At 73.8% G+C, this 23,661-nt stretch carries 20 protein-coding genes and 2 pseudogenes; 8 read left to right on the forward strand and 14 right to left on the reverse strand.

Going from position 1 to position 23,661, the window contains the following annotated elements; translation table 11 throughout:
* Position 1 precedes the first annotated feature (1 nt).
* From LZ495_RS35065 to LZ495_RS35075, 3 genes are all read right to left on the reverse strand, one after another.
* On the reverse strand, positions 2-1,525 hold the full coding sequence (locus LZ495_RS35065; RefSeq protein WP_235057186.1) for an APC family permease: 1,524 nt from the start codon (positions 1,523-1,525) through the stop codon (positions 2-4).
* Positions 1,526-1,657: 132 nt separating this feature from the next.
* A complete protein-coding gene (locus LZ495_RS35070) occupies positions 1,658-4,054 on the reverse strand; it encodes a hypothetical protein (RefSeq protein ID WP_235057187.1) in 2,397 nt (798 codons plus the stop codon).
* Between the two features lie 158 nt (positions 4,055-4,212).
* Positions 4,213-5,493: a chorismate-binding protein gene (locus LZ495_RS35075; protein WP_235057188.1), complete on the reverse strand. Its 1,281-nt coding sequence runs from the start codon at positions 5,491-5,493 to the stop codon at positions 4,213-4,215.
* Positions 5,494-5,727: 234 nt separating this feature from the next.
* Here LZ495_RS35075 and glyA point away from each other — a divergent pair, with 234 nt between their 5' ends.
* Positions 5,728-7,002: a serine hydroxymethyltransferase gene (gene glyA / locus LZ495_RS35080; protein ID WP_235057189.1), complete on the forward strand. Its 1,275-nt coding sequence runs from the start codon at positions 5,728-5,730 to the stop codon at positions 7,000-7,002.
* Positions 7,003-7,004: 2 nt separating this feature from the next.
* Here glyA and LZ495_RS35085 read toward each other — a convergent pair whose 3' ends face one another.
* Positions 7,005-7,649, reverse strand: coding sequence for a dihydrofolate reductase family protein (locus LZ495_RS35085; RefSeq protein WP_235057190.1), 645 nt, complete (start codon positions 7,647-7,649; stop codon positions 7,005-7,007).
* Positions 7,650-7,771: 122 nt separating this feature from the next.
* A complete protein-coding gene (locus tag LZ495_RS35090) occupies positions 7,772-8,590 on the reverse strand; it encodes an arylamine N-acetyltransferase family protein (RefSeq protein ID WP_235057191.1) in 819 nt (272 codons plus the stop codon).
* Positions 8,591-8,594: 4 nt separating this feature from the next.
* Between LZ495_RS35090 and LZ495_RS35095 the strand changes: the two genes are divergently transcribed.
* Together LZ495_RS35095 and LZ495_RS35100 are read left to right on the forward strand one after the other, a co-directional pair.
* Positions 8,595-9,320: a hypothetical protein gene (locus tag LZ495_RS35095; RefSeq protein ID WP_308268688.1), complete on the forward strand. Its 726-nt coding sequence runs from the start codon at positions 8,595-8,597 to the stop codon at positions 9,318-9,320.
* Positions 9,321-9,331: 11 nt separating this feature from the next.
* The gene (locus LZ495_RS35100; RefSeq protein WP_235057192.1) at positions 9,332-9,952 is read left to right on the forward strand and encodes a hypothetical protein; all 621 of its coding nucleotides are present in this window, start codon (positions 9,332-9,334) and stop codon (positions 9,950-9,952) included.
* Between the two features lie 51 nt (positions 9,953-10,003).
* Here LZ495_RS35100 and LZ495_RS35105 read toward each other — a convergent pair whose 3' ends face one another.
* The 4 genes from LZ495_RS35105 to LZ495_RS35120 form a co-directional block, all read right to left on the reverse strand.
* Positions 10,004-10,234 carry a hypothetical protein gene (locus LZ495_RS35105; RefSeq protein WP_235057193.1) on the reverse strand — a complete coding sequence of 77 codons (231 nt, stop codon included), beginning with the start codon at positions 10,232-10,234 and terminating at the stop codon, positions 10,004-10,006.
* Positions 10,231-11,217 (reverse strand): DnaB-like helicase N-terminal domain-containing protein, encoded by a 987-nt coding sequence (locus tag LZ495_RS35110; RefSeq protein WP_235057194.1) that lies wholly within the window; start codon positions 11,215-11,217, stop codon positions 10,231-10,233. The genes LZ495_RS35105 and LZ495_RS35110 overlap by 4 nt, the downstream gene beginning before the upstream one ends.
* 220 nt (positions 11,218-11,437) lie before the next feature.
* Positions 11,438-12,379: a DUF6545 domain-containing protein gene (locus LZ495_RS35115; protein WP_235057195.1), complete on the reverse strand. Its 942-nt coding sequence runs from the start codon at positions 12,377-12,379 to the stop codon at positions 11,438-11,440.
* Positions 12,380-12,589: 210 nt separating this feature from the next.
* Positions 12,590-13,087 (reverse strand): helix-turn-helix domain-containing protein, encoded by a 498-nt coding sequence (locus LZ495_RS35120; protein WP_235057196.1) that lies wholly within the window; start codon positions 13,085-13,087, stop codon positions 12,590-12,592.
* A gap of 248 nt (positions 13,088-13,335) precedes the next feature.
* Here LZ495_RS35120 and LZ495_RS35125 point away from each other — a divergent pair, with 248 nt between their 5' ends.
* The 4 genes from LZ495_RS35125 to LZ495_RS35140 all read left to right on the forward strand — a co-directional run bounded on the left by LZ495_RS35125 (position 13,336) and on the right by LZ495_RS35140 (position 16,575).
* Positions 13,336-14,094: a DUF8175 domain-containg protein gene (locus tag LZ495_RS35125; RefSeq protein WP_235057197.1), complete on the forward strand. Its 759-nt coding sequence runs from the start codon at positions 13,336-13,338 to the stop codon at positions 14,092-14,094.
* A gap of 138 nt (positions 14,095-14,232) precedes the next feature.
* Positions 14,233-14,652: a pyridoxamine 5'-phosphate oxidase family protein gene (locus tag LZ495_RS35130; RefSeq protein WP_235057198.1), complete on the forward strand. Its 420-nt coding sequence runs from the start codon at positions 14,233-14,235 to the stop codon at positions 14,650-14,652.
* Between the two features lie 58 nt (positions 14,653-14,710).
* Entirely contained in the window at positions 14,711-15,691 is a 981-nt protein-coding gene (locus LZ495_RS35135) for an alcohol dehydrogenase catalytic domain-containing protein (protein WP_235057199.1), read from the forward strand.
* A 200-nt stretch (positions 15,692-15,891) separates the two neighbouring features.
* Entirely contained in the window at positions 15,892-16,575 is a 684-nt protein-coding gene (locus LZ495_RS35140; RefSeq protein WP_235057200.1) for a TMEM175 family protein, read from the forward strand.
* Positions 16,576-16,600: 25 nt separating this feature from the next.
* Here the strand turns inward: LZ495_RS35140 and LZ495_RS35145 are convergent, their stop codons facing one another.
* Positions 16,601-17,119: an Lrp/AsnC family transcriptional regulator gene (locus LZ495_RS35145; protein WP_268823751.1), complete on the reverse strand. Its 519-nt coding sequence runs from the start codon at positions 17,117-17,119 to the stop codon at positions 16,601-16,603.
* Between the two features lie 155 nt (positions 17,120-17,274).
* Here LZ495_RS35145 and LZ495_RS35155 point away from each other — a divergent pair, with 155 nt between their 5' ends.
* A complete protein-coding gene (locus tag LZ495_RS35155) occupies positions 17,275-19,644 on the forward strand; it encodes a thiamine pyrophosphate-binding protein (RefSeq protein ID WP_235057201.1) in 2,370 nt (789 codons plus the stop codon).
* Between the two features lie 54 nt (positions 19,645-19,698).
* On the opposite strand, the pseudogene bla reads toward LZ495_RS35155, so the two are convergent.
* The 4 genes and pseudogenes from bla to LZ495_RS35175 form a co-directional block, all read right to left on the reverse strand.
* Positions 19,699-20,680, reverse strand: a pseudogene (bla, locus tag LZ495_RS35160) (class A beta-lactamase).
* 176 nt (positions 20,681-20,856) lie between these two features.
* Positions 20,857-22,515 (reverse strand): GMC oxidoreductase, encoded by a 1,659-nt coding sequence (locus LZ495_RS35165; RefSeq protein ID WP_235057202.1) that lies wholly within the window; start codon positions 22,513-22,515, stop codon positions 20,857-20,859.
* 470 nt (positions 22,516-22,985) lie between these two features.
* The gene (locus LZ495_RS35170) at positions 22,986-23,465 is read right to left on the reverse strand and encodes a carboxymuconolactone decarboxylase family protein (RefSeq protein ID WP_235057203.1); all 480 of its coding nucleotides are present in this window, start codon (positions 23,463-23,465) and stop codon (positions 22,986-22,988) included.
* A 5-nt stretch (positions 23,466-23,470) separates the two neighbouring features.
* Positions 23,471-23,661 (reverse strand): annotated as a pseudogene (locus tag LZ495_RS35175) (dihydrodipicolinate reductase); the annotation flags it as partial.

A 23,661-nucleotide genomic window follows, 5' to 3' on the forward strand; every position in this document is an offset into this window, starting at 1 on the left:
GTCACGATTCCTTTCGCGCGACCAGCGCCGGGTCGACGACGCTGCGGCGCTCGGCCCAGAAGGCACCGGTCCGGAGCCGCCAGACGAGCATGATGACGATGCCGACGATCACGATGCCGATACCGATCACCAGCGGCGGACCGAGGCCGAACCAGGAGTCCCCGCTGTACGAGTTGGCCGGGTCGGACATGTCCCGCACCGACTCCACCAGCAGCCAGGCCAGCAGGCCCGCGCCGACCAGCGGGCCGAGGCCGATGAGGAAGAAGTTCCGGGCGCTCTCGGTGAGATGGTGCCGGTAGAAGATCGCGCAGGCGACGCCGGTCAGCGCGTAGTAGAACGCGATGAGGAGGGACAGCGCGGTCAGCGAGTCGAACAGGGCGTTCTCACTGATCTGGTTGACCACCACGTACCAGATGATGGCCACGATCGCGACGGCCCAGGTGGCGATGTCGGGGGTCCGGAACCGCGGGTGGATGCGGGCGAACGCGGGCGGCAGCGCGCCGCGCCGGGCCATCGACAGCAAGGTGCGGGACGCCGGGATGATGGTCGTCTGGGTGGAGGCGAGTGCGGACGTCGAAACGGCGAGCAGCACGACCCAGTCCCAGCCGCCCATCGCCTCGCCGGCGAGCAGCGCGAAGATCGACTCTTCCTCGTCGGCGTTGTCGGCGAGGAAGGTCGTGCCCGCGTAGGCCACCACCGCGATGCCCACCGACAGGTACGTCGCCAGCAGCAGGATGGTGGACCAGATCCCGGCCCGACCGGGCGCGGACGCCGAGTCCTCGGTCTCCTCGGTGAGGTTGACCGCCGACTCCCAGCCCCAGTACATGAACACGCCCAGCAGCAGACCCGCGGTCAGCGGCGCGCCGCCTTCGCCGAACGGGTTCAGCCAGGACCACTCGGGCTTGATGCCGTCGAGGTCGCCGGTGTTGTCGGCGTACACCCGGCCGATCGCCACGCCGGCGAACACCAGCAGGAAGGTGACCTGCAGGAGGATCAGGACGCGCTGCACGCGCGCGGAGGTCTCGGTGCCGATCACGCACAGCGCGGTCAGCAGGACGATGACCGCGACGGCGAGGGGCTGGCGTACCGCGTCGTTGTCGGCCCAGTCGTCCAGGTTGACGGCGAGCAGGCCGAAGCGGACGGCGACGTCGGCGAGCGAGCCGACCACCAGGACGCCGGTCATCATGATGGCCCAGCCGCCGAGCCATCCGGCCCACGGGCCCATCGCGCGGGTGACCCAGGAGAACGTCGTCCCGGCGTCCTGGTCGGCTTTGTTGAGGAAGTAGAACGCCGACGCGATGAGCAGCATCGGCACGAAGGACGCCAGGATCACGCCGGGGGCGTAGATGCCCACGAGCGCCACCAGCGGACCGATCACGGCGGCCAGGGAGTAGGCCGGGGAGGTCGCGTTGAGGCCGATGACCAAGGCGTCGAGGAAGCCGATCGCGTTCGCCTTGAGGCTGGGAGACGCCGCGGCTTCAGGGGTTCCGGGGGCGGCGGATGTGCCCTCGATGTCGTCGCTCATGATCAACCTCGCTTCGGGGGAGCGCCGGAAGGTCGATGGACGGGCAGTTCATCGAGCAGTTCGTCGGGCACGCGGTGCTTTCCGGCCTATACCCCGATCGCGGCGGCCGCCAATAGGCCGGACGTGTGTCTGTCAGCCGCGCCCCTTCCGGCCGTTCCACCACGCCGCGGCCCGGTCGACGGCAAGCCGGTCGCGCCACACGTCCAGCGGGTCGTCGGGCATCAACAACTCGTGGACGTCGAGACGTTCGTCCGAAGAGACCTCGGCGGCCAGCTCCCGGGACGCCTCGTCGAGCGCGCCGCCGGGCAGCCCCGAGGCCAGGGCCAGCGCCGCGGACACGCCGGAACCGCCGCGGCGGAGCAGGTACGCGTCGCGCGGTTCGAACCCCAGGGCGAGGACGGTCGCCTGCGCGGCGGTCGTGCCGGTGGCAGCCGCAAAGGCCTCGACGGATGCGGCCGGCCACGGGGCCGGGCCGTGTTCGTCGAGCTGCCGGAGCAGGGCGGCGATGCGGTCCATGCCGCCCCAGCCCCGGCACACGCGCTGCTCCAGCACGGTCCCGAACGGCGGTGGGCCGAAAGCGCCGTCGACGGCGTACTCGAGCGCGGCCAGTCCGACCGTGCTGCCGCTCTGCAGGACGACGAGGCAGCCGTTCGGGGTACGGCAGACAGTGCCCTGCGCCGGCGCGGGGTCGCGGCCGAGGTCCAGGCGCAGGGTCCGCCAGCGGCCGGCCGGGTCGCTCATATGGGGGACGCCCCAGCAGCGGATGTGGTCGGCGCGCAGGTCGTTGCTGCGGTCCGGCCCCAGGCCGTGCAGGACGGTCCGGAGCGCGCGGCCGCCGAGGCGGCCGAGTTGGAGCTCCCAGCCGAGCGCGTCGGCGAGCCGGGCGGTCTGCGGCGGGACGGCGACCTTCGGGTCGGTGCAGGCGTCCGCGACACGTGCCAGCTCCAGGAACATCTCCTGCATGCCGGTGAAGATGCGGGCGCGCAGGTCGCCGGCATCGATGCGCGGGTACGGCAGCGGGTCGGCACGCAGCGTGCGTCCGGTGCCGGGTGCGGTGGCGTCGAGGTTCCTGGCAGACAGCACCTGGCATTCGGCGGCCGTCCAGACGGTGCCGGCGATGCCGTCGAGGAGCCGGTCGGAGGTGATCCCGGGGAGCGTGTCGGCGAGCGTCTTGCGCAGGTCGGCGAAGGCTTCGGCGATCTCGTGCGACGGGTTGCCGACCGGGATGCGGCGGCCGATCTCGGTGAGCCGGTCGGCGAGTCCGCCGTCGAGTGCGGCCAGGACCCGGGCGGCGGCCGCACGGTCCGCGGCGCGCAGGATGCGCGAGGCGGCGCTGTCGCGTGCGGCCAGGCGTCCCCAGGCCTGGGGCGGGACGACGAGTTCGCTGCCGGCCGCCCAGCGGTGGCGCTGCCGTGCGACGGTGTGCGAGCCGGAGACGTGCGTGGGCCGCGAAGGCCCTTGGTACCAGCGGCTTGTCGCGGCCCCGGCCGGGTTGCGGAGCTCCCACCAGGCGTCAGGTCCGCGCTGCAGCGCGCTCGCTCGGGCGGCTCCGGGCAGGTGCACGGGGGCGGTGTCGCCGGGGGCTTCGTCGCCCAGCCCGAAGCGGCCTGACGTGTAGCGGATGCGGCGGTCGGTGCTCGGCGATGCCGGCGACCGGGATGGCCAGGGCAGCGCTCCGGCCACCGGTCCGGCGATGACGCCGCGCGGGCCGAACGCGATGCTGCGATTTCCGCCGGTGAGCACGAACGCGTCCTCGTCGGCCCCTTCGGCGGGTTCCAGCCGGAAGAGGTCGTCGCTGTGCGTGAAGCCGTCGTAGGCGTCCAGCGCGAGGTCGCCCAGTTCGTCGGCGAGGCCGTTGCGCCAGGTCGCGGCCAGGAGGTCCGGCACGTCGGCGCCCAGGAGTTGGTCGATGGCCGCGCGGGCCTGCGGGCAGGCGGCCGCGAGGCGGGCGGGGCCGATCAGGTCGAGGTAGTGCACGGCCTCGTGAAGCGCGGGCAGGCTGCCCGCGGCGGCGGCTGCGGCCCAGGTGGTGACGGCCTCGTGCAGGGTCGCGACCAGTCCGGGGGTGGCGAGCACGGCGTCCGCGAAACCCGGGGTGTCACGCAGCGCGCAGTCGGGGCGTCCGAGAGCGAGCAGGTCGCCGCGCCGGCCGAGGACCGCGTCGCGCAGCAGCAGGCGGAACCGCGGATCGGCGGCGACTGCGGCGAGGTCGCCGCGGGCGCCGGCTTCGTGCCAGGCAGCCAGGCTGATGCGCAGTCCGGGCGGCGGGTCGGCCGCGGGTACGCCGGCGGCGAATGCCGCATCGAGGAGGGCCATGTCGAGGTCGACGAGCCAGGCGAATCCGTCGCTCCGCCGCTTGAGCTCGACGGCCGCGAGGACGTCGCAGACCCCGCCGGCTTCGCGCAGCGGGTCGGCCAGGTCGCCGAGTTCGTCGCGTACGGCCCGGGTGAGGCGCTTGCCCTTCTGCTTGGCAAGCAGCGCGGCGAGCCGCAGCCCGGCCGCCTCTCCGGTGGCCTTGATCTTGTCCAACGCCGTTCCCCGTCCTGTTCCCGTACCGTGCGGGCACCGCTGCGACGCCGGGCGTCGCGGCGCAACCTTCCCGTGCCCGGAACGGACTCCGGGCGCCCGCGGACGGTTCCGCGCCGCGCCGACCGGACCACCTTCCCGGACAACCGTGCGCAGCGGTGTCAGGGCACGGCCGGGACGACGTGCGGGGCGACGAAGGCCAGTTCGGCGCGGGTCTCGCGGTACGCGCGCCCGGGGTCGGAGTCGGCGGCGAGGCATGCGCCCGCGCGCAGCCAGGTGCGGCCGCCCTGGGTGTAGACGGCGCGCAGGACCGGGGCGGCGTCCAGGTCGCCTGCGCTGGTGGCCCGTACGACGGCGCCGGAGTAGAGGCCGCGCGGGCTGTCCTCGTGGTCGGCGATCACCTGGAATGCCGCGCTCCTGGGGGTGCCGGACGCGGTCGCCGCGGGGACGAGCGCGACCAGGGCGTCCCATGCAGTGCGCCCTTCATGGAGTCGGCCGCTGAGCCGGCCGCTGAGTCGGCCGTCGTGGGGTGCGCTCCCTGCGACGACCGTGAACTCGCCGAGCGGGTCGAGATCGCGGCGGAAGCTGCGGGCCGACCACCGCGCGGTGACACATCCGTCGGCGGTGACCTCGACGGCGGCCTCGGGGCCGAACCCCGCAGCGCGCAGTCCGGGCGTGTCGAGGAGGAACGAGCGGGCGGGGCCTCCGGCCGCGCGGCCACGCAGGTAGGTGGCCGGGAAGTCGACGTCGTGGGGCACCGGGACGCGCCGCGACAGGTGGGCCCTGCCGAGTTCGCCGTCGCGGATGCGGTGCAGGGTGTCGCGTACGGCGGCCCGGTAGGCCTCGGGGTCGCCGGCCTCGGGGTCGACCGGCCATGCGGGCCGCGTCACGGGGTCGTGGCGGGCTGCGGTGTCAAGGACGCGGCTCAGGTCGGCGGCGTCGAGGGCGCGGATGTCGAGGCCGTGGCCGTCGGCGGCGACTTCCACGCGCGGCACGGTGAACCGGGCCAGGACCGGCGGGAGTTCCCGGCCGGTGCGGATCCGGGCGGCGGCGAGCGCGAAGTCGTAGGCCGCCCATCCGTACAGCCGCCAGTCGGCGACCGGGAGCATGCGGGTCAGCGCGTGGAGTTGGGCGGCGGGCGAACCGGTCCACGGGAGGCCGAAGGTGCCGCCGTCGGTGCCGATCGCGACGGTGCGCTCCGACACCGTCAGCACCGCGGCCGCCCCGCCCGCGAACCACCAGCGGCCGTTCCGCTCGTAGACCGCCGACTCGTCGAAGCCGCCGTCGCGGGCGAGCCGGGTGACGAGGGCGAGCGGGTCGCGGCCGCCGGGCTGCCGGGTGCGGATGTACGGCTGCGCGCGGCCGAGTTCGATCTGGCCGGGGGCCTGCTGCGGGACGCGGGTGGCCGGCGCGGTCAGTTCGGCGGTGGAGTCGGTGGCCACGGGGTTCGGCCTCTCGTGTCGGGCGGGTCTTCGCGGGCTGCCGGACAACCCCTTGTTGTCCCATGAGAAGTTAGGTTAGCCTCACCTAACTTCCTCCGCCAAGGTGCGGCAGGACGGGATGCAGGAAAGCCGCCGGGCCGCCGACCACGTGGCGTGCCGCGGTTCACGACACGGGGAGCGCGTGGTGACGAACCACCCCAGGGACACCGCAGTTCGTCCGGCGGGATGTCCGCGATGAGCGACGCCATGACGCTGCCGCTGGCAGCCGCCGACCCGCAGATCCACGCCTTACTGGCGCAGGAGTCGCACCGCAGACTCGACACGCTGGACATGACCGCGGCGGAGGGCTGCACTCCCGCCGCCGTCCTCGAAGCCGAGGGCACCGGGACCGCTCGGCACTCCCCCACGGTCCCTTCCGGACGCCGCGCGGAAGATCCCGGCTTCCGCGACCGCATCGAGGCGCTTGCGATCGAACGGGCCCGCCACCTCTTCGGCGCCGAACACGCCGACGTCCGGCTCCGGTCCGGCGCCCACGCGGACGCGGCTGCGCTCTCCGCGCTTCTCGACCCGGGCGGCACGGTGCTCGGCCTGGACCGCGCACACGGCGGCCGCATAGACGGCGACACTATGGACGTCGCAGGGCGGCGCCATCCGGCCGTCGCGTACCGCGTCGACGCCCGCACCCATTGGGTGGACATGGACGACGTCGCACGCCTCGCCGAGCGGCACCGGCCGCAGGTCGTCGTCGCCGGGTGGTCCGCCTACACCCGCCACCTGGACTTCGCGGCTTTCCGGGCGGTCGCCGACGCGGTCGGTGCCCGGCTCATGGTCGACATGGCGCACTTCGCCGGCCTGGTCGCCGCCGGGGTGCACCCGTCGCCGGTGCCGTACGCGGACGTCGTCACCGCGACCACGCACACCACCCTCGACGGCCCGCGCGGCGGCCTGGTCCTCGGCCGCGCCGGACTCGCCGCGCGCATCGGCGCGGCCGTCTCCGCCGGCCTCGAGGACGTCGCGCCCGACCGCGGTCTGGCCGCCAAGGCAGTCGCCTTCAAGCTGGCCGCCGGGATGCCGTTCGCCATCGTGCGTCGGCGGGCCGTGGACGGCGCCCGCATCATCGCCGAACGCCTCGCCCGCGCCGACATGTTCGCCGCCGGAGTACGCGTGCTCACCGGGGGCACCGACGTCCACCTCGTGCTGCTCGACCTGCGCGCCTGCCGCTCCGGCGAGGCCGGGACCCCGCTGCACGGCCGCGCCGCGGAGGAACGCCTGCACGGCATCGGCATCACCGTCGAATGCTGCCCGGTCCCCTACGACCCGCGCCCCGCGTCAGCCCCTTCGGGAGTACGCATCGACACCACGTCCCTGGCCGCCCGCGGCTTCGGCGCCACATCCTTCGTCGTCGCCGCCGACATCCTGGCCGAGGCCCTCTCCCCCGGCCACGACACCCCGCGCACCCAAGACCTCCGCACTCGCGTGACCGCCCTTTCCGCCGCCCATCCGCACTGACGTCAGCGGCGGGTGAAGGTCAGGTGGGTGACGCCGCTGGGGGTGCTGACGGATTCGATGCGGAAGCGCTTTTCCAGGCCTTCGGTGCCGTCCCAGAGGCGTTCGCCGCGGCCGAGGAGGATGGGGACGACGACCACGTGCATGCAGTCGATGAGGTCGGCGGCGAGGAAGTCGCGGACGACCGTGGGGCCGCCGCCGATGCGTACGTCCTGGCCGCCGGCCGCTTCGCGGGCCTGGCGCAGGGCCTCTTCGGGGGTCGCGTCGACGAAGTGGAACGTGGTGCCGCCCTCCATTTCGACGGAGGGGCGCGGGTGGTGGGTCAGGACGAAGACCGGAGTGTGGAAGGGCGGGTTGGGTCCCCACCAGCCGTTCCAGTCGTGGTCCTTCCACGGTCCGCGCTGCGGGCCGAACTTGTTGCGGCCCATGATCTCCGCACCGATGCCCGGTTCCCAGTTGGCGGCCATCGCGGCGTCGACGCCAAGGCCGCCGCCTTGCCCGCCGTGGTCCTCGCGGAAAGTCGGCGTGTCGAAGAACCACTCGTGCAGCCGCTGCCCGGCATGCCCGAAGGGCTGCTCCTGGCTTTGCCCTTCACCCGTGCCGAAGCCGTCGAGCGAGACAGAGAAGTTGTGCACGCGTACCAGGGACATGGCCGACCTCCGGCGCTTGGCGGTTTCTCCGCCATGCAACCACCCGCGACCGACATCCCGAAGCACCCGCGCCGGGGGTCAGGCGCCGTCACCGCCCAGCGTGGCGTTCGTCCGCTGGTCGTTCATGCGTCACCCCGAAGGGGCGACGGCGCCTTCTCCAGGTCGAAGCCGAAGTGGTCGCGGTACGCCTTCAGGAGCGCCTCGTCGTCCGGGAACTTCTCCTCGCGGCGGCCTTCGGCGTCGGTCACGATCAGGGTGCGGCCGCTGAGGGTGATGCGGCCGCGGCCCTCGTCGGTGAGCAGGGTGCAGACCGGGGCCTGGGTGAAGTGCGACTCGGGCGAGGTCTGGTGCCACCACGAGCCGGCCGCGAAGTCGGACCAGGCCCGCGGGCGGGTCTCCAGGCGGTAGGCGGGCTTGCCGTCCGCATAGACGTCGAGGTCGCCGTCCGGGGCGTCCTGGATGCGGAAGACGCCTTGTGCGTCGTGCTGTTCGCCGCGGTCGGCGAGGTCCAGCGGGGCGAGGGCGAAGCGGCCGAAGCCGACGTCGGCCAGCCGCGGGCCGTCGGCCTGGACGCGCAGCGCGAGGTGGTCGTACGGGATCCCCAGGGTGCCGTCGTCCCGGACCACGCGGGCCGCGAGCAGGTCCACGCGGTAGCCGAGGCCGCGCAGGAGCATGGCGAAGATGCCGTTGAGCTCGAAGCAGAACCCGCCGCGGCGCCGGTCGACGACCTTGCCGAAGACTCCGTCCTCGGTCAGCGCGATCGGGCGCCCGAGGTGGATGTCGAGGTTCTCGAACGGTACGGACAGCAGGTGCCGGCGTTGCAGCACGGCCAGCGCGGCCGCTGCATCGGCGTCGTCCGACGGCGCGCGGTCCGGCAGGCCGCCGGGCAGGTCGGTGACGCCCAGTCGGTCCAGGTAGCGGCGCACGTGGTGGTGGTCCATAGCGGTGAGCTTCACCGGCGGCGCGGCGCCTGTCAAAGACCTTCTCGGGCCGCTGCGCGAGCGGGCGGGTTTTCGCCGGCGATTCCCGGGCAGCGCCGCCTACAACCCGACGTTGGAGTATGCGATGTCAACTGGTGCAGTGATAGCGGTCGTCCTCGTCATCGTGGTCGCGCTGATCGCGGTGGCCGCCGTGCTGCTGGTCATGGACCGCAGCCGCAAGCTGCAGGCGCGTTTCGGTCCCGAGTACCAGCGGATGATCGGCGCGGGCGAGAACCGCCGGGCCGTCGAGCGCGAACTGCGCGACCGCGAGCGGCGGCACCGCGAGTTGCATGTGCGGCCGCTGGCCCCGGAGGCGCACGACCGGTTCGCGAAGGAATGGGCCGACGTGCAGGAGGCGTTCATCGACGCCCCGCAGGGGGCGGTCGCCGATGCGGACGATCTCGTGGTGCGCCTGATGCACGAGCGCGGCTATCCGACCCACGACTATGACCAGCGCGTCAAGGACCTGTCCGTGGACCACGGGCATTCCCTGGAGCACTACCGCGCGGCACACGATGTGCTGGCGCGGGCGGAGGAACGGCAGGCCACCACCGAGGATCTGCGCAGCGCCATGGTCCATTACCGCGCGATATTCGAGGAGTTGCTCGGCCGGTCCTCGAACGTCCGGCCGGACGACTCCGAAGTCCGGTCCGACAAGCCCGCGCCCCGGCCGAACTCCCGACAGATGTGAGGCGATCCGCGATGCGCGACGAACGCGGCAAGTTGCACGACACCGGACCCGGCACCGGACCCGCGACCGGATCCGCCGACTCCGGTCGCGGCCCCGGCCCGGCGACCGGTCGGACAGCGGCCGGCCCGCCTCGCGAGGCCGCGGACGACAGCCCGTGGGACGCCCGGCGCGAGCCGGGGACCGAGCACGAGACCCGGCGCGAGACCAAGCACGGACCGGAGCACGGGCCCGGGCACGACACCAAGCACGACACCGGGCACGGCACGAAGCACGACACCTTGCCCGAGGGCGTACCCGGCGGTGCCGCGCCGCAGCTGCGCGGGCTGCCCGACGAGTCGTCGGCCGAGCGCCTGGCCCGCGAGGACCATCCGCTCCTCGAACCCGGCGACGCCAAGGGCTACCGCACCGCGTGGCAGAGCATCCAGTCCGACTTCGTGGACCGCCCGAAGGACGCGGTACGCGAGGCCGACGCGCTGGTGGCCGAGGTAATGGGCACGCTGGCCGCCTCGTTCGCCACCCACAAGGACGCGCTCGAGGCGCACTGGGCCAAGGGCGACGACGTGGTCACCGAGGACCTGCGGGTCGCGCTGCAGCGCTACCGGTCGTTCTTCAACCGCCTGCTCAACGCCTGAACCGTCGAGCAGATCCGGCCCCGGCACACCGTGCCGGGGCCGTTTGCCGCGTCAGGTGCCGCCGGGTGCCGACGCGTTGCGCAACCGGGCGGCGCGGGCGTCGAGTTCGGTGGACATGAAGGGGTCGGTGACGCGCAGCCAGCCGTCGGCGTAGGCGAGCCACCAGAAGTCCTGGTAGCGGCACGCGGCGCCGAACGACGGCCCGGGCTGCTCGGCCAGCCCCGCGTCGTGGGCGAGTGCCATGAAGTCGTGGGACACCAGCAGTGGCAGGGACTCGCTCATGGCACATCGCCTCTCGCGGTTCGGCGGGCCGGCTTGGCGGCGGGCCCGCGGGGGTCGGACGGGTACCACGCGCGCATGCGCGGACGGGCGTTGATCGCGGCCACCGCGGCCGCGAGCGGGGCGCGGGCGTTCTCCTCGACGAGTTGGCGGCCGAGGCGGGCCGCGGTGCCGGGCTCGACGCGCGCGCAGATCCGCACGGCCGGATGCGCGGCGGCGGGCGGCGCCGCGGCGGCCGCAGCCGGCGCGGGTGCCGTGCGGTGCGGCCGGAAGGTGTGCCGGCGGGCCAGCTCCCAGGCGAGGACCAGGTCGGTGACCGGTTCGCCGCGGTCGGCCACGGCCGCCATCGCGGCGTAGACGTCGCGGTGCGGGCCGGGGGCGAACGCCTCGGCGGCCAGCCAGGACCGGACGTCGTGGATGCGGTCCCGGTCCTGGAGCAGTTCGGCGAGGATCTCCTGTTCGCGGCGGCCCGCGGCGGTGAGGGCCGCCGGGTCGGCGGCGGTCATGGCGTACGGGTCCGGCGGGGGCCGGTGCAGCGCGGCGACGTGGGCGGCGAGGGCGTACCCGAGGGCCCGGCGGTGGACCGCGGCGGCGTCCGAGGGCGTGCTGCCGCCGTCCGGGCCGGGGCCGTAGGCGGGGTCGCGTTCCGCGTGGGCGGCGAGCGCGGCCAGGGTCGCGGCCTCGTGGACCATGCGGGCGTACACCGCGGTGAAGCGGGGCTCGGGCGCGGTGAGCGCGAGGGCGAGCAGGCGGTCGGCGGGGATCGCGGGGTCGCCGGTGGCGGCCGCGACGAGGTGCATGACGGCGTTGATGCCGATCGCCGCGGGCAGGGTCCCGGCGACGTCGCGCAGGGCCTGGAAGATGCGGCCGTGTGCGGCGGTGCCGAAGTCGGCCGGGTCCAGGTGCGCGGCCTCGGGTACGCGCACGTGGTCGCACAGCAGCACGCCGAGCAGCGCCCGCTCGACGCCGTCGATCAAGCTGCCCATATCGGCCCTTCCTGGTCGGGACGATGCGGACCGGGTCCGCGGCCCGGCGGCCGGCAGCCCCTCGGAATGCGGGCTCGGAGTCGCGGCCCCAGCGGCCGCGGATCTCCACACCTGCGGAATCCATCGGAGCTTTCTTTCACCACCGTGAAAATCCCGAGTCGACCTTAGCCCCGTTCTCCGGGGCGGTGTCAACCGACTGCGGGGCGCTGCCGCGCGGCCGTCAGTGCACGGCTGCCGCGGCCTCCGCGACCGGCGCCGAGCGGTACGCGGCCGCGATGCGCCGCAGGCAGGCGATGTCCTCGGCCATCGTCGTACCGCCATGGGTGGGCAGGCGCTTGGGTGCCGCGGGCGGGACGCCGCGGCGGGCCCGGCCGATGGCGATCCGCATCCAGGCCGCCTCGGTCGCGGCGGCCAGCCGGTCCCCGGAGAATCCGGCCGCTGCGAGGTGCCGGTTGGCCGCCGCCCAGTGCGTCTGGTCGACGTATCTGCGCAGGCAGACCGTGGTGTCGCGGATCTGCACGGCGAGCCGGCCGGCCCGGATGCGGTCGCTCGCAGGCGCCGCGGATGCGGGCGATCCCCCGTGCGGGGAAGGCGGGTGGTGGGCACCCAGCGCCAGCGACAGCGGCACCAGGCACAGCAGGTCGAGCGGTATGGACGTACCGCCGGCCGGCCGCCCACCCGCAACCGGGCCGCCTGGATCTGCAGCCCTCGGCCCGGCACCGAAGGCCGGGGCGGGCTCGGGGTGTTCGATGAGCTCGCGCAGTTGCTCGGCCAGCAGCTCGGCCTCGTGCTCGCGCGGGTCCGCCCACTTCTGCCGGAACATCGCGCGGACGACGTCGGCGTCGATGTCCGGGAACAGGTTCACCAGGCACCACTCGGCCGCGGTGTGCCCGCACAGGATGTGCGCGATTTCGTGCAGCACGATGTGCGTGCGGTGCGCGGGGCTCGTGGCGGGCTCGTAGTAGATGACGTCGCGGTCGGCCTGCGGCAGCCAGGCGCCGAACGGCCGTCCGGCGTCCGCCTCGTACGGGATGGGCAGCACGGTGAGCGGGCGCCCCCGGCGCGCCGAGACCGCGGCCTGCAGTTTGGGCAGGGTCAGCGGGGAGGGCAGGTCGAGCGCGGCCAGCCGCTCTGCGGTGTCGCCGGGACGGCTCGGGCGCATGGGGCGGATCCCTCGGACTCGGTGCCGGGGCACCGGGCCGTCGGGGACGGTCCGGCAGGCGGCGATCGGACTGCCGATGCGCAAGATTACGCGACGGAAGGCGCCGCGCGAAGACCTGATTCCGGGGCGAACCGCACGCCCGGTCCGGCGGGTTCGGAGTGCCGCGCGGCGGCGGTCCGGCCGCCGGGAACGGGTGCCGGAATGCCCTGGTCAATCCGTTTCGCCCGCGGCTCCTGCACCGCTTTCGGGGTCGCCGGCCGCGTCGGCCGGGATGGTGGGCAGCCCTTCCAGGCGCCGCGCGCCGTCGGCCATCAGGGCCAGGGACTGCAGTGCGTTGTCGGAGAGGCCGGAGGCGCGCAGCGCGATGTCCCGTACGCCCGCATCGCGCAGCGCGACCAGCAGTTCGAGCTGGGCGTCGACGCGCGCGGCGAGTTCGTCGTCGGAGAAGTAGTCGACCGGGACGCCGAACAGCCGGGCGATCGCGGTGATCCGCCGCAGCGACGGATCGTCGCGTGCGCCGTGCCGCAGTTGCCACAGGTAGCTCTGGCTGACCAGCTTCTCCCCGGCCCGCTCGTTGATGAGCGCCGCGGCCTCGGGGTTGGTGTACCGGCCGCGGCCCTTGGGATACACGGTCTGGAAGAGGTGTTCGAGGCGGCGTGCGAGGGTGCCCGGCGTCGCCTCGTCGGGTGCGGGTTGCTCGCTCGTCATGGGGGCGCTGCCTCTGCTCACGGTCGGGGGCCGGGTCCAGTGTGGTGTTTCACCACGGCAAGTGCCACTCGCCGGGTCCCGCCGGATACCGGAGATTGACACGGGCGAAGCGGGTGGGTCTATCGTCTGCGCAGCCGCCGGTTTTACTACAGTGAAACATGACGGCCTGGATCTTCGCTCCAGCGTTGCAGTGTGCCATGCGCTGGTGCCGCCCGTCCGGTGGAACACCTGATTCATGGGGGCACGTCATGTACCTCGACCTGGTCCGGGGCGGCTCGGCCCGCCGCCTGCGCGGCGCGTCCGTGTGGATCCCGGTCGTGGTCGCGGCGGTCGCGGCGGCGGTGTTCCTCCCCGGGCGCTTCGCCGATCCGCCGACACGTGTCGACCAGGCGGTCCCGGCGCACGGATCCGCGGCGGCCACCACTCCCGGCACCGCGGCAGCGCCCTCCTCCGGGACTTCGGCCGCGGACGCCGGGGCCCGCCCGGTGCCGATTCCCGGCCGGCTGTGGGTCGCCGGGGTGCGCATGGGGTTCCCGCACACCACCTGGGGCGCGCTGTCGGCGGCGGTGGAGTACCGCACCCAGTTGGGGAGCACGTTCGACACCGCCCGCGCGGAGACGGTGATGCGGCTGGTCGGCAACCCCTCGTGGACCGACGGGCCCGCCACGTACGCGCGCTCGGTGGCGGACCGCCGGGCCGCCCTCGGACTCCCCCGCGACGGCGAACCGCCCGGCGGCGCCTCGGTCGTCCTGACCCCGGTGCAGTACCAAGTGCGCGCCGCGAGCACCGACCGGGTCATGGTGCTGCTGCTGTGCACCGAGTCCATGACGCTGCCCGGGCAGCCGCCGCGCACCGCGCACGAGGTGTACGCCATGGACATGCATTGGACGGCCGGCGACTGGCGGCTGCTCGCCCCCGGCCAGGACGAGCCCTCCTACCGGGCGCTCGCCGCGCCGCCCGGATCGCCCGACGCGGCCGCCAAGGGCTGGCGGCCGCTGGGCGGCTGACCAGCGGCGGGACGGCGCGGGACCCCGAAAGTCAGGGCCTCCCGACCGGCCGGGGCCCGGCCAGGACAGGCCGGATGCGGCCGTTCCGAGGGCCCAAGGTCTCTCACTTCGCGCACCGCGCAGCGTGATGCTGGCCATATGGACACGAACCGCGCGCCGCACCGGCACGAGCTCACGAAGGCCGAGGCCATGCGCCTGATGGCCCGCGTGCGGCTCGGGCGCGTCGTGTTCGCCCGTCCGTCCCCGCCGGGAGCCGTGCCCGGACGCCTGGTCCGACCCGCGCAGTACTGCGTCGTGGACGGCCGCATCGTCTTCCGCGTCCTCGCGAATCCCGCGCTGACCAAGGCACTTCGCCGTGCCCCGGTGGCTTTCGAGGCGGACGAGCGCAGTGCCGAGGACGGGGCGGGCTGGACGGTCCGGGCGACCGGGCAGGCATCCCGGGTCGCCTCGCTGACCGAGGCCGCGGCGTACGAGCGCTGCCTTCCGCCGGCCTGGTACGAGGGTGCCCAGATGTACCGGCTCGACCCCGAGCAGGTCACCGGCACCGTGCGGACATGACCGCGGCGACGCGGTCCCCGCGCGCCGCATCCCGGCGCGGCCGGAGAGCGGCAGTGCCATGCGCGCGCTGACCGCCGTCCCGGGGAGGGCCCGGCCGCCGGAGATCACCAAGGTCCCCGATCCCGTCGTGGGGACCGGCGAACTCCTGGTCCAGGGCGTCGCGTTGGGCCTGTGCCGGACCGACCGGGCCATCGCGGCCGGGACGTACGGGCGGGCCCCGGAAGGCCGTCGGCGCCTGGTCCTCGGGCACGAGCCGCTGGGCCGGGTGGTCATCGCCCCGCCGGGCAGCGGTTTCGCCGCGGACGACCTCGTGGTCGGCGTGCTCGGCCGCCCCGGATCGGACCGGCAGCGCGGCATCCGGCGGATGGACGGCTACGGCTCCGAGCAGTGGACGGTCGCGGCCGGCGACGCGGTGCTGCTCGACCCGGCGTTGGGCCAGCGCGGCGTCCTCACTGCGCCGGCCGCCGTCGCGGCCCGGGCCTGGGAGCGGATCGACGGCCTCGGCGGCCGGTTGGCGACCGGCCGCGGGCGTGTCCTGGTCACCGGAGCCGGCACGCTCGGACTGCTGTCCGCGCTGATGGGCCTGCAGCGCGGGCTCGACGTGCACATCCTCGTTCCGGCCGGCACCGGCGTGCGGTCGGCGGCGGCCCGCGGGTCGGGTGCGACCTGCCACACCGGTCCGGTCTTCGAGGCCATGACCCGGCTCCGCCCGGACATCGTCGTGGAGGCGACCGGCAGCGCGCCCGCAGTCTCGGCCGTGGTCGGGTATGCCCCGGCCGGCGGCATCGCGTGCCTGCTCGGCCAGGAGGGCCGGCCCCCGGCTCCGGGGAACGGCCTGGTGTTCGGCTCCGCCGGCGCCGACCACCCCCACTACGTGCAGGCCGCCGGGGTGCTGGCCGACGCAGCCCCGGCCTGGCTGGACGGATTCTTCACCCACCGCTTCTTCCTCGAGCACGCCGCCGAGGCGTTCACCGGCGGGTCCGACGGCAGGAGCGGGATCAGCGGCACCGACGCCATCAAGGTCGTCGTCGACCTCTGAGCGCATCCGCCGTACGCCCGGCCGCAGCCGGTGCTGCGTACGCAAGGCGCATGCGGCGCAGTGTGCGCTATTGGAGTGGTCCCGAGGAGCGACGCGTGCCGCGCACGTCCGCGCAGGATGCGCGTCCTTAGCGTGGGTGCCGGTGCCGGACCGCGGGGACGGTGCCGCCGCCTTTCCCCTGACCGCCTGGAGTCGGCCGCGTGACCGAGGTTCCGGATTCCCCGCAGCGGCATTCCCCGCAGCACCGCGGAGCGCCGCCCGAGACGGCCCGCGCGCTCGACCGGTACGGCGGTCCGGCGCGGCTGCTGGCGCTGTCGGACGGCGTGTTCGCGATCGCGATGACGCTGCTGGTCCTCGACATCACCGTCCCGCCCGGCCTGGACCCGGCGGCGTTCCGCGACGCGCTGCGGGACCTGCCGCCGAAGCTGGGGGCGTACGCGCTGAGTTTCGCGATCATCGCCGCGTTCTGGCGCGACCACAACCGCCATCTGCGCCACCTGCGCGCGGTCGACGGCGTGCTGATGCACGTCACGCTGCTGGGGCTCGGGCTGATCGCGCTGCTGCCGTTCCCCACCACGCTGCTGTCGGAGTACGGGGGCCGCCCCCAATCGGTGGCCTTCTACGCGGCCGCGGTCGCCGCGATGGACGGCACGCAGATCGCCCTGCTGGTGGTCCGCCTGCGGCGGCCGTGGCTCAACGCGGTGCCGCTGGACCCGCGCGCGGTCCGGGCGGACATCGCCGACGCCGCGGCCACGGCGGTGGTGTTCACCGCGTCCATCCCGCTCACCTATGCGATCGGCCCGCAGGCGATCTGGTCCTGGGTGCTCCTGCTCCCGCTGAAGTTCTTCACCGGGCGCCGCCAGCGCGCCGCCGGGACCGGCTGAATCCTGCGCGACTTCGTCCGCCGCCCTATTCCTGCTCCTCCTGCCCCTCCTCTGCCCGCCCCGGCCGCCCCTGGGCGGCGCGGCGCAGCAGCGGAGTCAGGCGTTCCGGGACGAGCTGCTGCATGGCCAGTGCGGTCGACGTGCGCTCCACCGCGGGTGCGGCCAGGATGCGCCCGGCGATGCGGTAGAGGTCCTCGGCGTCGCGCGCGGCGACCTTGATGAAGACGTCGGCGCCGCCGCTCAGGCCGATGACCTCGACGACCTCGTCGATGCCGGCCAGCGCGGCGGCGACCTCGGCGAGGCGGCGCTGGTCGACCTGGGCGGTGACGATGGCGGTGAGCGGGTAGCCGAGCGCGGCCGGGCTGACCCGGCGGTCGAACGCGCCGAGGGCGCCGTTGTGTTCGAGCTTGGCGAGGCGGGCCTGGACGGTGTTGCGGGAGAGCCGCAGGCGGTCCGCGAGGGCGACCACGGTGGCCCGGGGGTCGTCGGTGAGGGCGAGGAGGATGCGCGCGTCCGTCGCGTCGACGGCCGGCTTGTTGCTCATCGTGTTCACTGCACTGCCCCGGATCCCTGGCCTGGTTGAGCATTTTGCTCACTCGAACGGACGCATCTTGTGCAGATCACGGTTGCTCTGTCTACATACAGAGCACTCGGCCATTTCCCTGGCATGCCTGTGCCGGGGCTCGGAGGTGACCTGCCATGGACTCGGCTTCGGCGTCCGCGTACCCGCAGCGCGGCGGCGCGGCGACGCCCGCTCCCCGGACGGACGGCCGTCCGGCCGACCTGGCGGTGCTGGGTGAGATCCAGCGCCGGGTGCTGTGGCTGGCGACCGCGGTCATCGACCACGCGAACCGGGTCCGGCCCAACCCGTCCGGCCTCAAGGTCGGCGGGCACCAGGCGTCGAGCGCCTCGATGGCGTCCATCATGACGGCCTTGTGGTTCCACGAACTGACCGCGGACGACCGGGTGTCCGTCAAGCCGCACGCCTCCCCCGTGCTGCACGCGATCAACTACCTGCTCGGCGAGCTGGACGCGTCGCACTTGGAGACCCTGCGGTCCTTCGGCGGCCTGCAGAGCTACCCGAGCCGCGCCAAGGACCCCGATCCGGTCGACTACTCGACGGGTTCCGTGGGGATCGGGGCGACCGCGCCGGTGTGGGGCTCGATCGCGCGGCGCTATGTCGAGGGCCGGTTCGGCGGTGCGGGCACCGGGCGGCAGTACGCGCTGCTGGGCGATGCCGAGTTGGACGAGGGCGCGATCTGGGAGGCGGTCCAGGATCCGATGGTCCCGGGCCTGGGCGAGGTCGTGTGGGTCGTCGACCTGAACCGGCAGTCGCTGGACCGGGTCGTCCCGGACATCTCGGCCGACCGCCTGAGCGGCATGTTCGCGGCCGCCGGCTGGCAGGTGCTCGGCGTCAAGTACGGCCATGCGCTGCAAGAGCTGTTCGCCCGTCCGGGCGGCGACGCGCTGCGCGTGCGGCTGGACTCCATGGGCAATCCGGAGTACCAGCGGCTGCTGCGCTGCGCCCCGGAGCAGCTCCGCGAGCGGCTGCCCGGCACCGGCTCGACGGCCGAACCGATCGCGCGGCTGATCGCCGGCCTTGCCGATGCCGAGCTGCACGCCGCGCTGCGCAACCTGGGCGGGCACGACCTCGGGGCGCTGCTGGACGCGTTCGCCGCGGTGGACGACTCGCGCCCGACGGTGATCCTGGCGTACACCGTGAAGGGCTACGGGCTGGCCAGCGAGGGCCACCCGCAGAACCACTCGTCGCTGCTCACCGAGGCGCAGATGCGCGACCTCGCGGACCGGCTGGGTGCCGATCTGGACGCGCCCTGGGCCCGGTTCCCCGCGGGAAGTGCGGCGGCGCAGGTGTGCGCCGCGGCGGCGGCGCGCCTCGAGCGGCCGGTGCGGGACACCCCGGCGCCGCCGCCGGTGCCCGCCGACCTCGGGCGGACGCCGTCCGGGACGGGCACGACGCAGCAGGCGCTGGGCCGCACGCTCCTGGACCTGACCCGCAGCGCCCCGGACGCGGCGGCGCGGATCGTGACGGTCAGCCCGGACGTCAGCTCGTCGACGAACCTGGGCGGCTGGATCAACAAGGTCGGCGTGTGGGCGCCGGTCGAGCGCACCGACTGGTTCGCGGACGACGCCGAGACGATCCTGCACTGGCGCGAGCAGCCCACCGGGCGGCACATCGAGCTCGGCATCGCGGAGACGAACCTGGTCGGCCTGATCGGCGAGCTGGGCACGACGTGGAGCCGCTGGGGGCAGCCGCTGCTGCCGATCGGGGTGCTGTACGACCCGTTCGTGAACCGCGCGCTGGAGCCGTGGTCGTTCGGCATCTACGCGGGCGGGCAGTCGATCCTGGTCGGCACGCCGTCCGGGGTCACGCTGGCGCCGGAGGGCGGCGCGCACCAGTCGATCACCACGCCGTCGCTGGGCATCGAGCAGCCCGGCTGCACGACGTACGAGCCGGCGTTCGCGCTGGACACCGAGTGGTGCCTGCTGGCCGCGCTGGGCCGGCTCGGGCGCCCGGACGGCGATTCGGCGTATCTGCGGTTGTCCACGCGCCCGGTGGACCAGGCGCTGGCCGCGGTCCCGGCGGACCAGGCCGCGCGCGAGCGCCGGCGCCGCCAGGTGGTGGCCGGTGCGTACGCGCTGCGCCGCGCGACCGGTGAACCGGCGGTCACGCTGGCCGCGATGGGCGCGCTGGTGCCGGAGGCGCTGGCCGCCGCGGACCGGCTCGCGGCGCTGGGCGTGGCGGCGGACGTCGTCTGCGTGACCAGTCCCGACCTGCTGTTCCGGGCGACGCAGGCGCGCCGCGGCCTCCTCGACGCGCCGCACTGGATCCTCGACCAGGTCTTCCCGGAGCAGCGCGCGACGCCGCTGGTCACGGTGCTGGACGGGCATCCGCACACGCTGGCGTTCCTGGGCACGGTGAACAACGTGCCGGTGACCACGCTCGGGGTGAGCCGGTTCGGGCAGTCCGGGACGATAGAGGATCTCTACCGGTACCACGGGATCGACACGGACAGCATCGTGTGTGCCGCGCTGGACCTGGTCGACTGAACTCGGCCTGCGGGTAACCGGCGCGCTCCGGATCCGGGGCCCGGCCGGCCGCGGTCAGCCGAGGCGCGCGGCGACGTGGGCGGCGGCCTCGGCGAGGAGCCCCTCGTCGTACGCCGCGTCCTTGGCAGCCTTGGACGACATGAGCGCGATGACGACCGGCTCCGCGCCCGGCGGCCAGGCGATGGCGATGTCGTCGAGCGTGCCGTAGTCGCCGGTCCCGGTCTTGTCGGCGACCTTCCAGTCGCGCGGGACGCCGGCCCGGATACGCCGGGCGCCGGTCTCCGAGCGCTCCAACAGGTCGCGCAGCAGGGCGCGCTGCTCCGGGTCGAGGGCATCGCCGAGCACGATGCGGTGGAAGTCGGTGCCGAGCGCGCGGGGCGAGGTGGTGTCGCGCGGGTCGCCGGGGGCGGCTTCGGTGAGGGCCGGTTCGATGCGGTCCATGCGGGTGACGGTGTCGCCGAGGCTGCGGGTGTACGCGGTCAGTCCGGCCGGGCCGCCGATCTCGCGCAGCAGCAGGTTGCCGGCCGTGCCGTCGCTGAACCGGACGGCGGCGTCGCAGAGTTGGCGGATCGTCATGCCCGTGGCGACGTGCCGGGAGGTGATCCGGGAGCTCTTCATGAGGTCGTCCCGGGTGTACGCGACGAGGCGGTCCAGGTCGGCCGGCGGCTTGCGGGCCAGCACGGCCGCGGTGGCCAGCGCCTTGAACGTCGAGCAGAACGCGAAGCGTTCGTCGGCCCGGTGGGCGAGGGCCGCGCCGGTGCCGGTGGCGAGTGCGTAGACGCCGAGGCGGGCTCCGAACTTCTTTTCGATCGCCTCCAGTTGCGGGTCTGGCGGGCCCGGAGGTGCTTCCTGCGGAGGCCGGCGGACCGGCGGTGGACGGGCCCGGCGTCCCCCGCGCGGACGTCCTCGGGACGGATGAGGACGTGCCGGCCGCCGGGTCCGCCGGGGAACTGGGCGTGTCCTGGGCGCATCCGGCGAGCGGGGCGAGGGCCGCCGCGGCGAGGAACGCGCGCCGGCTCGGATGATGTCGGGTCATACCCGCCGATCTTCACAGGCTTGCGTGGTGCCTGCACGGATCTCCCCCGCGACACGGCGGTCCCATCCCGCGGCAGGCCGTTCGGGCCCTGCCACGGGACGGCCGCCCCGGGTGCGGATGCGGGGTCCGCCCCGGCCGACGGCACGGCCGGGGCGGACGTTCGCGCGGACCGCGCGTCAGCGGCCCAGGTCGGCCGTGATGATCTTGTCGATGTTGCGCTCGGCAAGCGCGGTGATGGTGACGAACGGGTTCACCGTGGCGTTGCCGGGGATGAGCGAGCCGTCCATGACGTACAGGCCCTGGTAGCCGTTGAGGCGGCCGTAGTTGTCGGTCGCCTTGTTGAGGACCACACCGCCCAGCGGGTGGTACGTGAGGTGGTCGCCCCAGATCTTGTAGGTCCCGAACAGGTCGGTCCGGTAGATCGTGCCTTCCTTCTTGTTGATCTTGTCGAAGATCGACTTGGCCATGTTGATGGAGTCCTGCTTCCAGGCGGTCTGCCAGTTCAGGTCGACCTTGCCCGTGGCCGCGTTGTAGGTGAACTCCGCGCGGTGCGGGTTCTTCGTGATCGACAGGTAGAACGACGCGTAGGTCTCGATGCCGGTCGGCAGCGGGGCGACCTCGGCGAACGCGCCGCCCGCGGCCCAGTTGTCGATGCCCGCGGTCGGGATGGACGACTGCACCTTGCCGGTCGCGTCCCACATGTGGTTCGCCCGGCCGCACATGACGTTGCCGTTCTCGCCCCAGCCCTTGCCGACCTCGCTGCTCAGGTTCGGCAGCGCGCCGGTCGCCTTGAGGCGGACCAGGAGCTTGGTGGTGCCGACGCTGCCCGCGGCGAAGAAGACGCGGTCCGCGGTGACGGTCTTGGTCGCCACGGTGTCGCCGCTGGTGTTGATCTGGTCGATCGCCACGGTGTACCCGCCGCCCGACGCCGCGGGGCTGACCGAAGTCACCTTGTGCAGCGTGGAGATGGTGACCTTGCCGGTCGCCTTCGCCTGCGCGATGTAGGTCTTCTGCAGCGACTTCTTGCCGTAGTTGTTGCCGTAGAGGATCTCCCCGGCGACCGCCGACTTGGGGACGGTGCCGGCCTCTTCCGCCTTCATGTACTCCCAGTCGTACACGTTGGGCACGAAGACGAACGGGAAGCCGGAGCGCTCCGCGTGCTTGCGGCCCACGCGCGCGTACTGGTAGCAGTTCGCCGACTCCCACCAGCGCTGGTCCACGTTGGTGACGCCGAGACCGGCGTTGGCGCGCGGGTAGTAGGTGTTGTACATCTCGTCTACGTCGACGGACGGCAGCACCGAACTGAAGTTCTCGCGCTTGGGGGTGACGGCCATGCCGCCGTTGACCAGCGAGCCGCCGCCGACGCCGCGGCCCTGGTACACGGTGATCCCGCTGAACTCCTCGGCGTCCAGGATGCCGGTGTACTTCGGGATGTCCTGGTCGATCGGGAAGCCCAGGAAGTTGCTCAGCGGCTGCTTGGTCTTGGTACGCAGCCAGAAGGAGCGCCCGTCCGGCTTGGTGGTGTGCGCGAAGATCTTGCCGTCCGAGCCGGGGGTGTCCCAGGCCATGCCCATCTCGACCATGTGGACGTCGACGCCGGCCTGCGCGAGGCGCAGCGCGGTCACCGAGCCGCCGTAACCGGTGCCGATGATCAGGACCGGGACGCGGGCGCCGTTGTCGATGGACGCGGCGGTGGCCGCCTCCGCGGCGGACGCCTGGGCGGGCAGGCCGAGGCCGCCGATCGCGGCGGCACCGAGCACGGCACCGGTGCCCGCGACAAAGCCGCGGCGCGAAACGCCCTGGGAACGCTCGTCGTTCTGGGTGGCGTCACTCATGTGACGTCCTCGCTTTCAGGGGTAAGTGGAACGCGATCTGTCGGTTCCGGCCGAGCGGCCGGCCTTGGATGGAGCGGCAGAGCAGCGGTGCGGTGATGCGGTGGAACGCGGGGGGCTGCAGCTTCGGGGTGGTGCGGGCCGACCTGGACCGGGCGGTGCGGTGCCGTGCGGTGTGGTGCGGCGGCGCGATGCGGCGGCGGGCCGGCGTACGGGCAGAACGGCATGGCCGCGTGGCGGGGCAGCGGCGCGGCGGGATGGCCGCGTGGCGGTTCGCCGGCGGTTCAGGCGGTGCGCGGGTCAGGTACGGCGGGTCGAGCGGGCACAGCGGGGCGAGCGGATCGAGCAGGGCGAGCAGGCGCGGCAGACGGGCGCCGCGCGGGCCGGGCGGTGGTGCGTCGTACCGGCGGGCCGTGCGTCTCCGCAGGCCCGGCCCGGGGGCCGGGGCTTCCCCGCCCCGGCCCCCGGACGGCTCAGTGCGCGCCGATCATGCAGACGCTGTCGATACCGAGCACGTGGTTGAGGCGCCCGAAGGCGATCCACGAGCCGATGGCCATGCTGAGTTCGACGATCTCGGCCTGGGTGTAGTGCGCCTTCATGCGCGTCCAGAACTCGTCGTCGAGGTTGTGGTGGTCGAGCGCGTACCGCTCGGCGTACTCGGCGGCCAGCCGGGTGCGGTCGTCGAACGCGTCGGTGGTGCGCCACTCTTCGACGGCGTCGATGAGGCTCTCCTCGACCTTTTCGCCGTCCCGCTCGGTACGCCAGTCGAGGCAGAAGATGCACCCGTTGATCTGGGCGATGCGCATCCGGGCGGCCTCGAACTCGCGCAGCCCCAGCTTGCTGTGGTCGTAGACGGACATGGAGAAGGCCGCGGCGGCGACCCCGATCTCCGGGACCATCTCGGACCACACGTAGGGGATGGCGTCTTCGCCTTCGGGGATGTCGATGATCATCTGGGCTACTTCTTTCTTCCGAGCTTCCCGACCGCGGCGCGGAGCGGGACGTCGAGGGCGTCGTAGAGGCCGGGCGGGTTCTCGGTGAGCCAGTCGATCGCGTTGACCAGGCGCCCGACCGCGGTCGCGTTGCCGCCCGCGGACCGGTTCTCGCCCTCGTCGGTCGCCTCCACCGTCACCTCGATCCGCGGAGTCC

This window comes from Yinghuangia soli, from assembly GCF_021502675.1.
In the GTDB taxonomy this organism is placed as follows: Bacteria; Actinomycetota; Actinomycetes; order Streptomycetales; family Streptomycetaceae; genus Yinghuangia; species Yinghuangia soli.

Coding starts and splice junctions, on each gene's coding strand:
- LZ495_RS35065 (WP_235057186.1), bottom strand. CDS start 1,525: ATGAGCGACGACATCGAGGGCACATCCGCCGCCCCCGGAACCCCTGAA.
- glyA (WP_235057189.1), top strand. CDS start 5,728: ATGAGCGACGCCATGACGCTGCCGCTGGCAGCCGCCGACCCGCAGATC.
- LZ495_RS35085 (WP_235057190.1), bottom strand. CDS start 7,649: ATGTCCCTGGTACGCGTGCACAACTTCTCTGTCTCGCTCGACGGCTTC.
- LZ495_RS35090 (WP_235057191.1), bottom strand. CDS start 8,590: ATGGACCACCACCACGTGCGCCGCTACCTGGACCGACTGGGCGTCACC.
- LZ495_RS35100 (WP_235057192.1), top strand. CDS start 9,332: ATGCGCGACGAACGCGGCAAGTTGCACGACACCGGACCCGGCACCGGA.
- LZ495_RS35105 (WP_235057193.1), bottom strand. CDS start 10,234: ATGAGCGAGTCCCTGCCACTGCTGGTGTCCCACGACTTCATGGCACTC.
- LZ495_RS35110 (WP_235057194.1), bottom strand. CDS start 11,217: ATGGGCAGCTTGATCGACGGCGTCGAGCGGGCGCTGCTCGGCGTGCTG.
- LZ495_RS35115 (WP_235057195.1), bottom strand. CDS start 12,379: ATGCGCCCGAGCCGTCCCGGCGACACCGCAGAGCGGCTGGCCGCGCTC.
- LZ495_RS35120 (WP_235057196.1), bottom strand. CDS start 13,087: ATGACGAGCGAGCAACCCGCACCCGACGAGGCGACGCCGGGCACCCTC.
- LZ495_RS35125 (WP_235057197.1), top strand. CDS start 13,336: ATGTACCTCGACCTGGTCCGGGGCGGCTCGGCCCGCCGCCTGCGCGGC.
- LZ495_RS35130 (WP_235057198.1), top strand. CDS start 14,233: ATGGACACGAACCGCGCGCCGCACCGGCACGAGCTCACGAAGGCCGAG.
- LZ495_RS35135 (WP_235057199.1), top strand. CDS start 14,711: ATGCGCGCGCTGACCGCCGTCCCGGGGAGGGCCCGGCCGCCGGAGATC.
- LZ495_RS35145 (WP_268823751.1), bottom strand. CDS start 17,119: ATGAGCAACAAGCCGGCCGTCGACGCGACGGACGCGCGCATCCTCCTC.
- LZ495_RS35155 (WP_235057201.1), top strand. CDS start 17,275: ATGGACTCGGCTTCGGCGTCCGCGTACCCGCAGCGCGGCGGCGCGGCG.
- LZ495_RS35165 (WP_235057202.1), bottom strand. CDS start 22,515: ATGAGTGACGCCACCCAGAACGACGAGCGTTCCCAGGGCGTTTCGCGC.
- LZ495_RS35170 (WP_235057203.1), bottom strand. CDS start 23,465: ATGATCATCGACATCCCCGAAGGCGAAGACGCCATCCCCTACGTGTGG.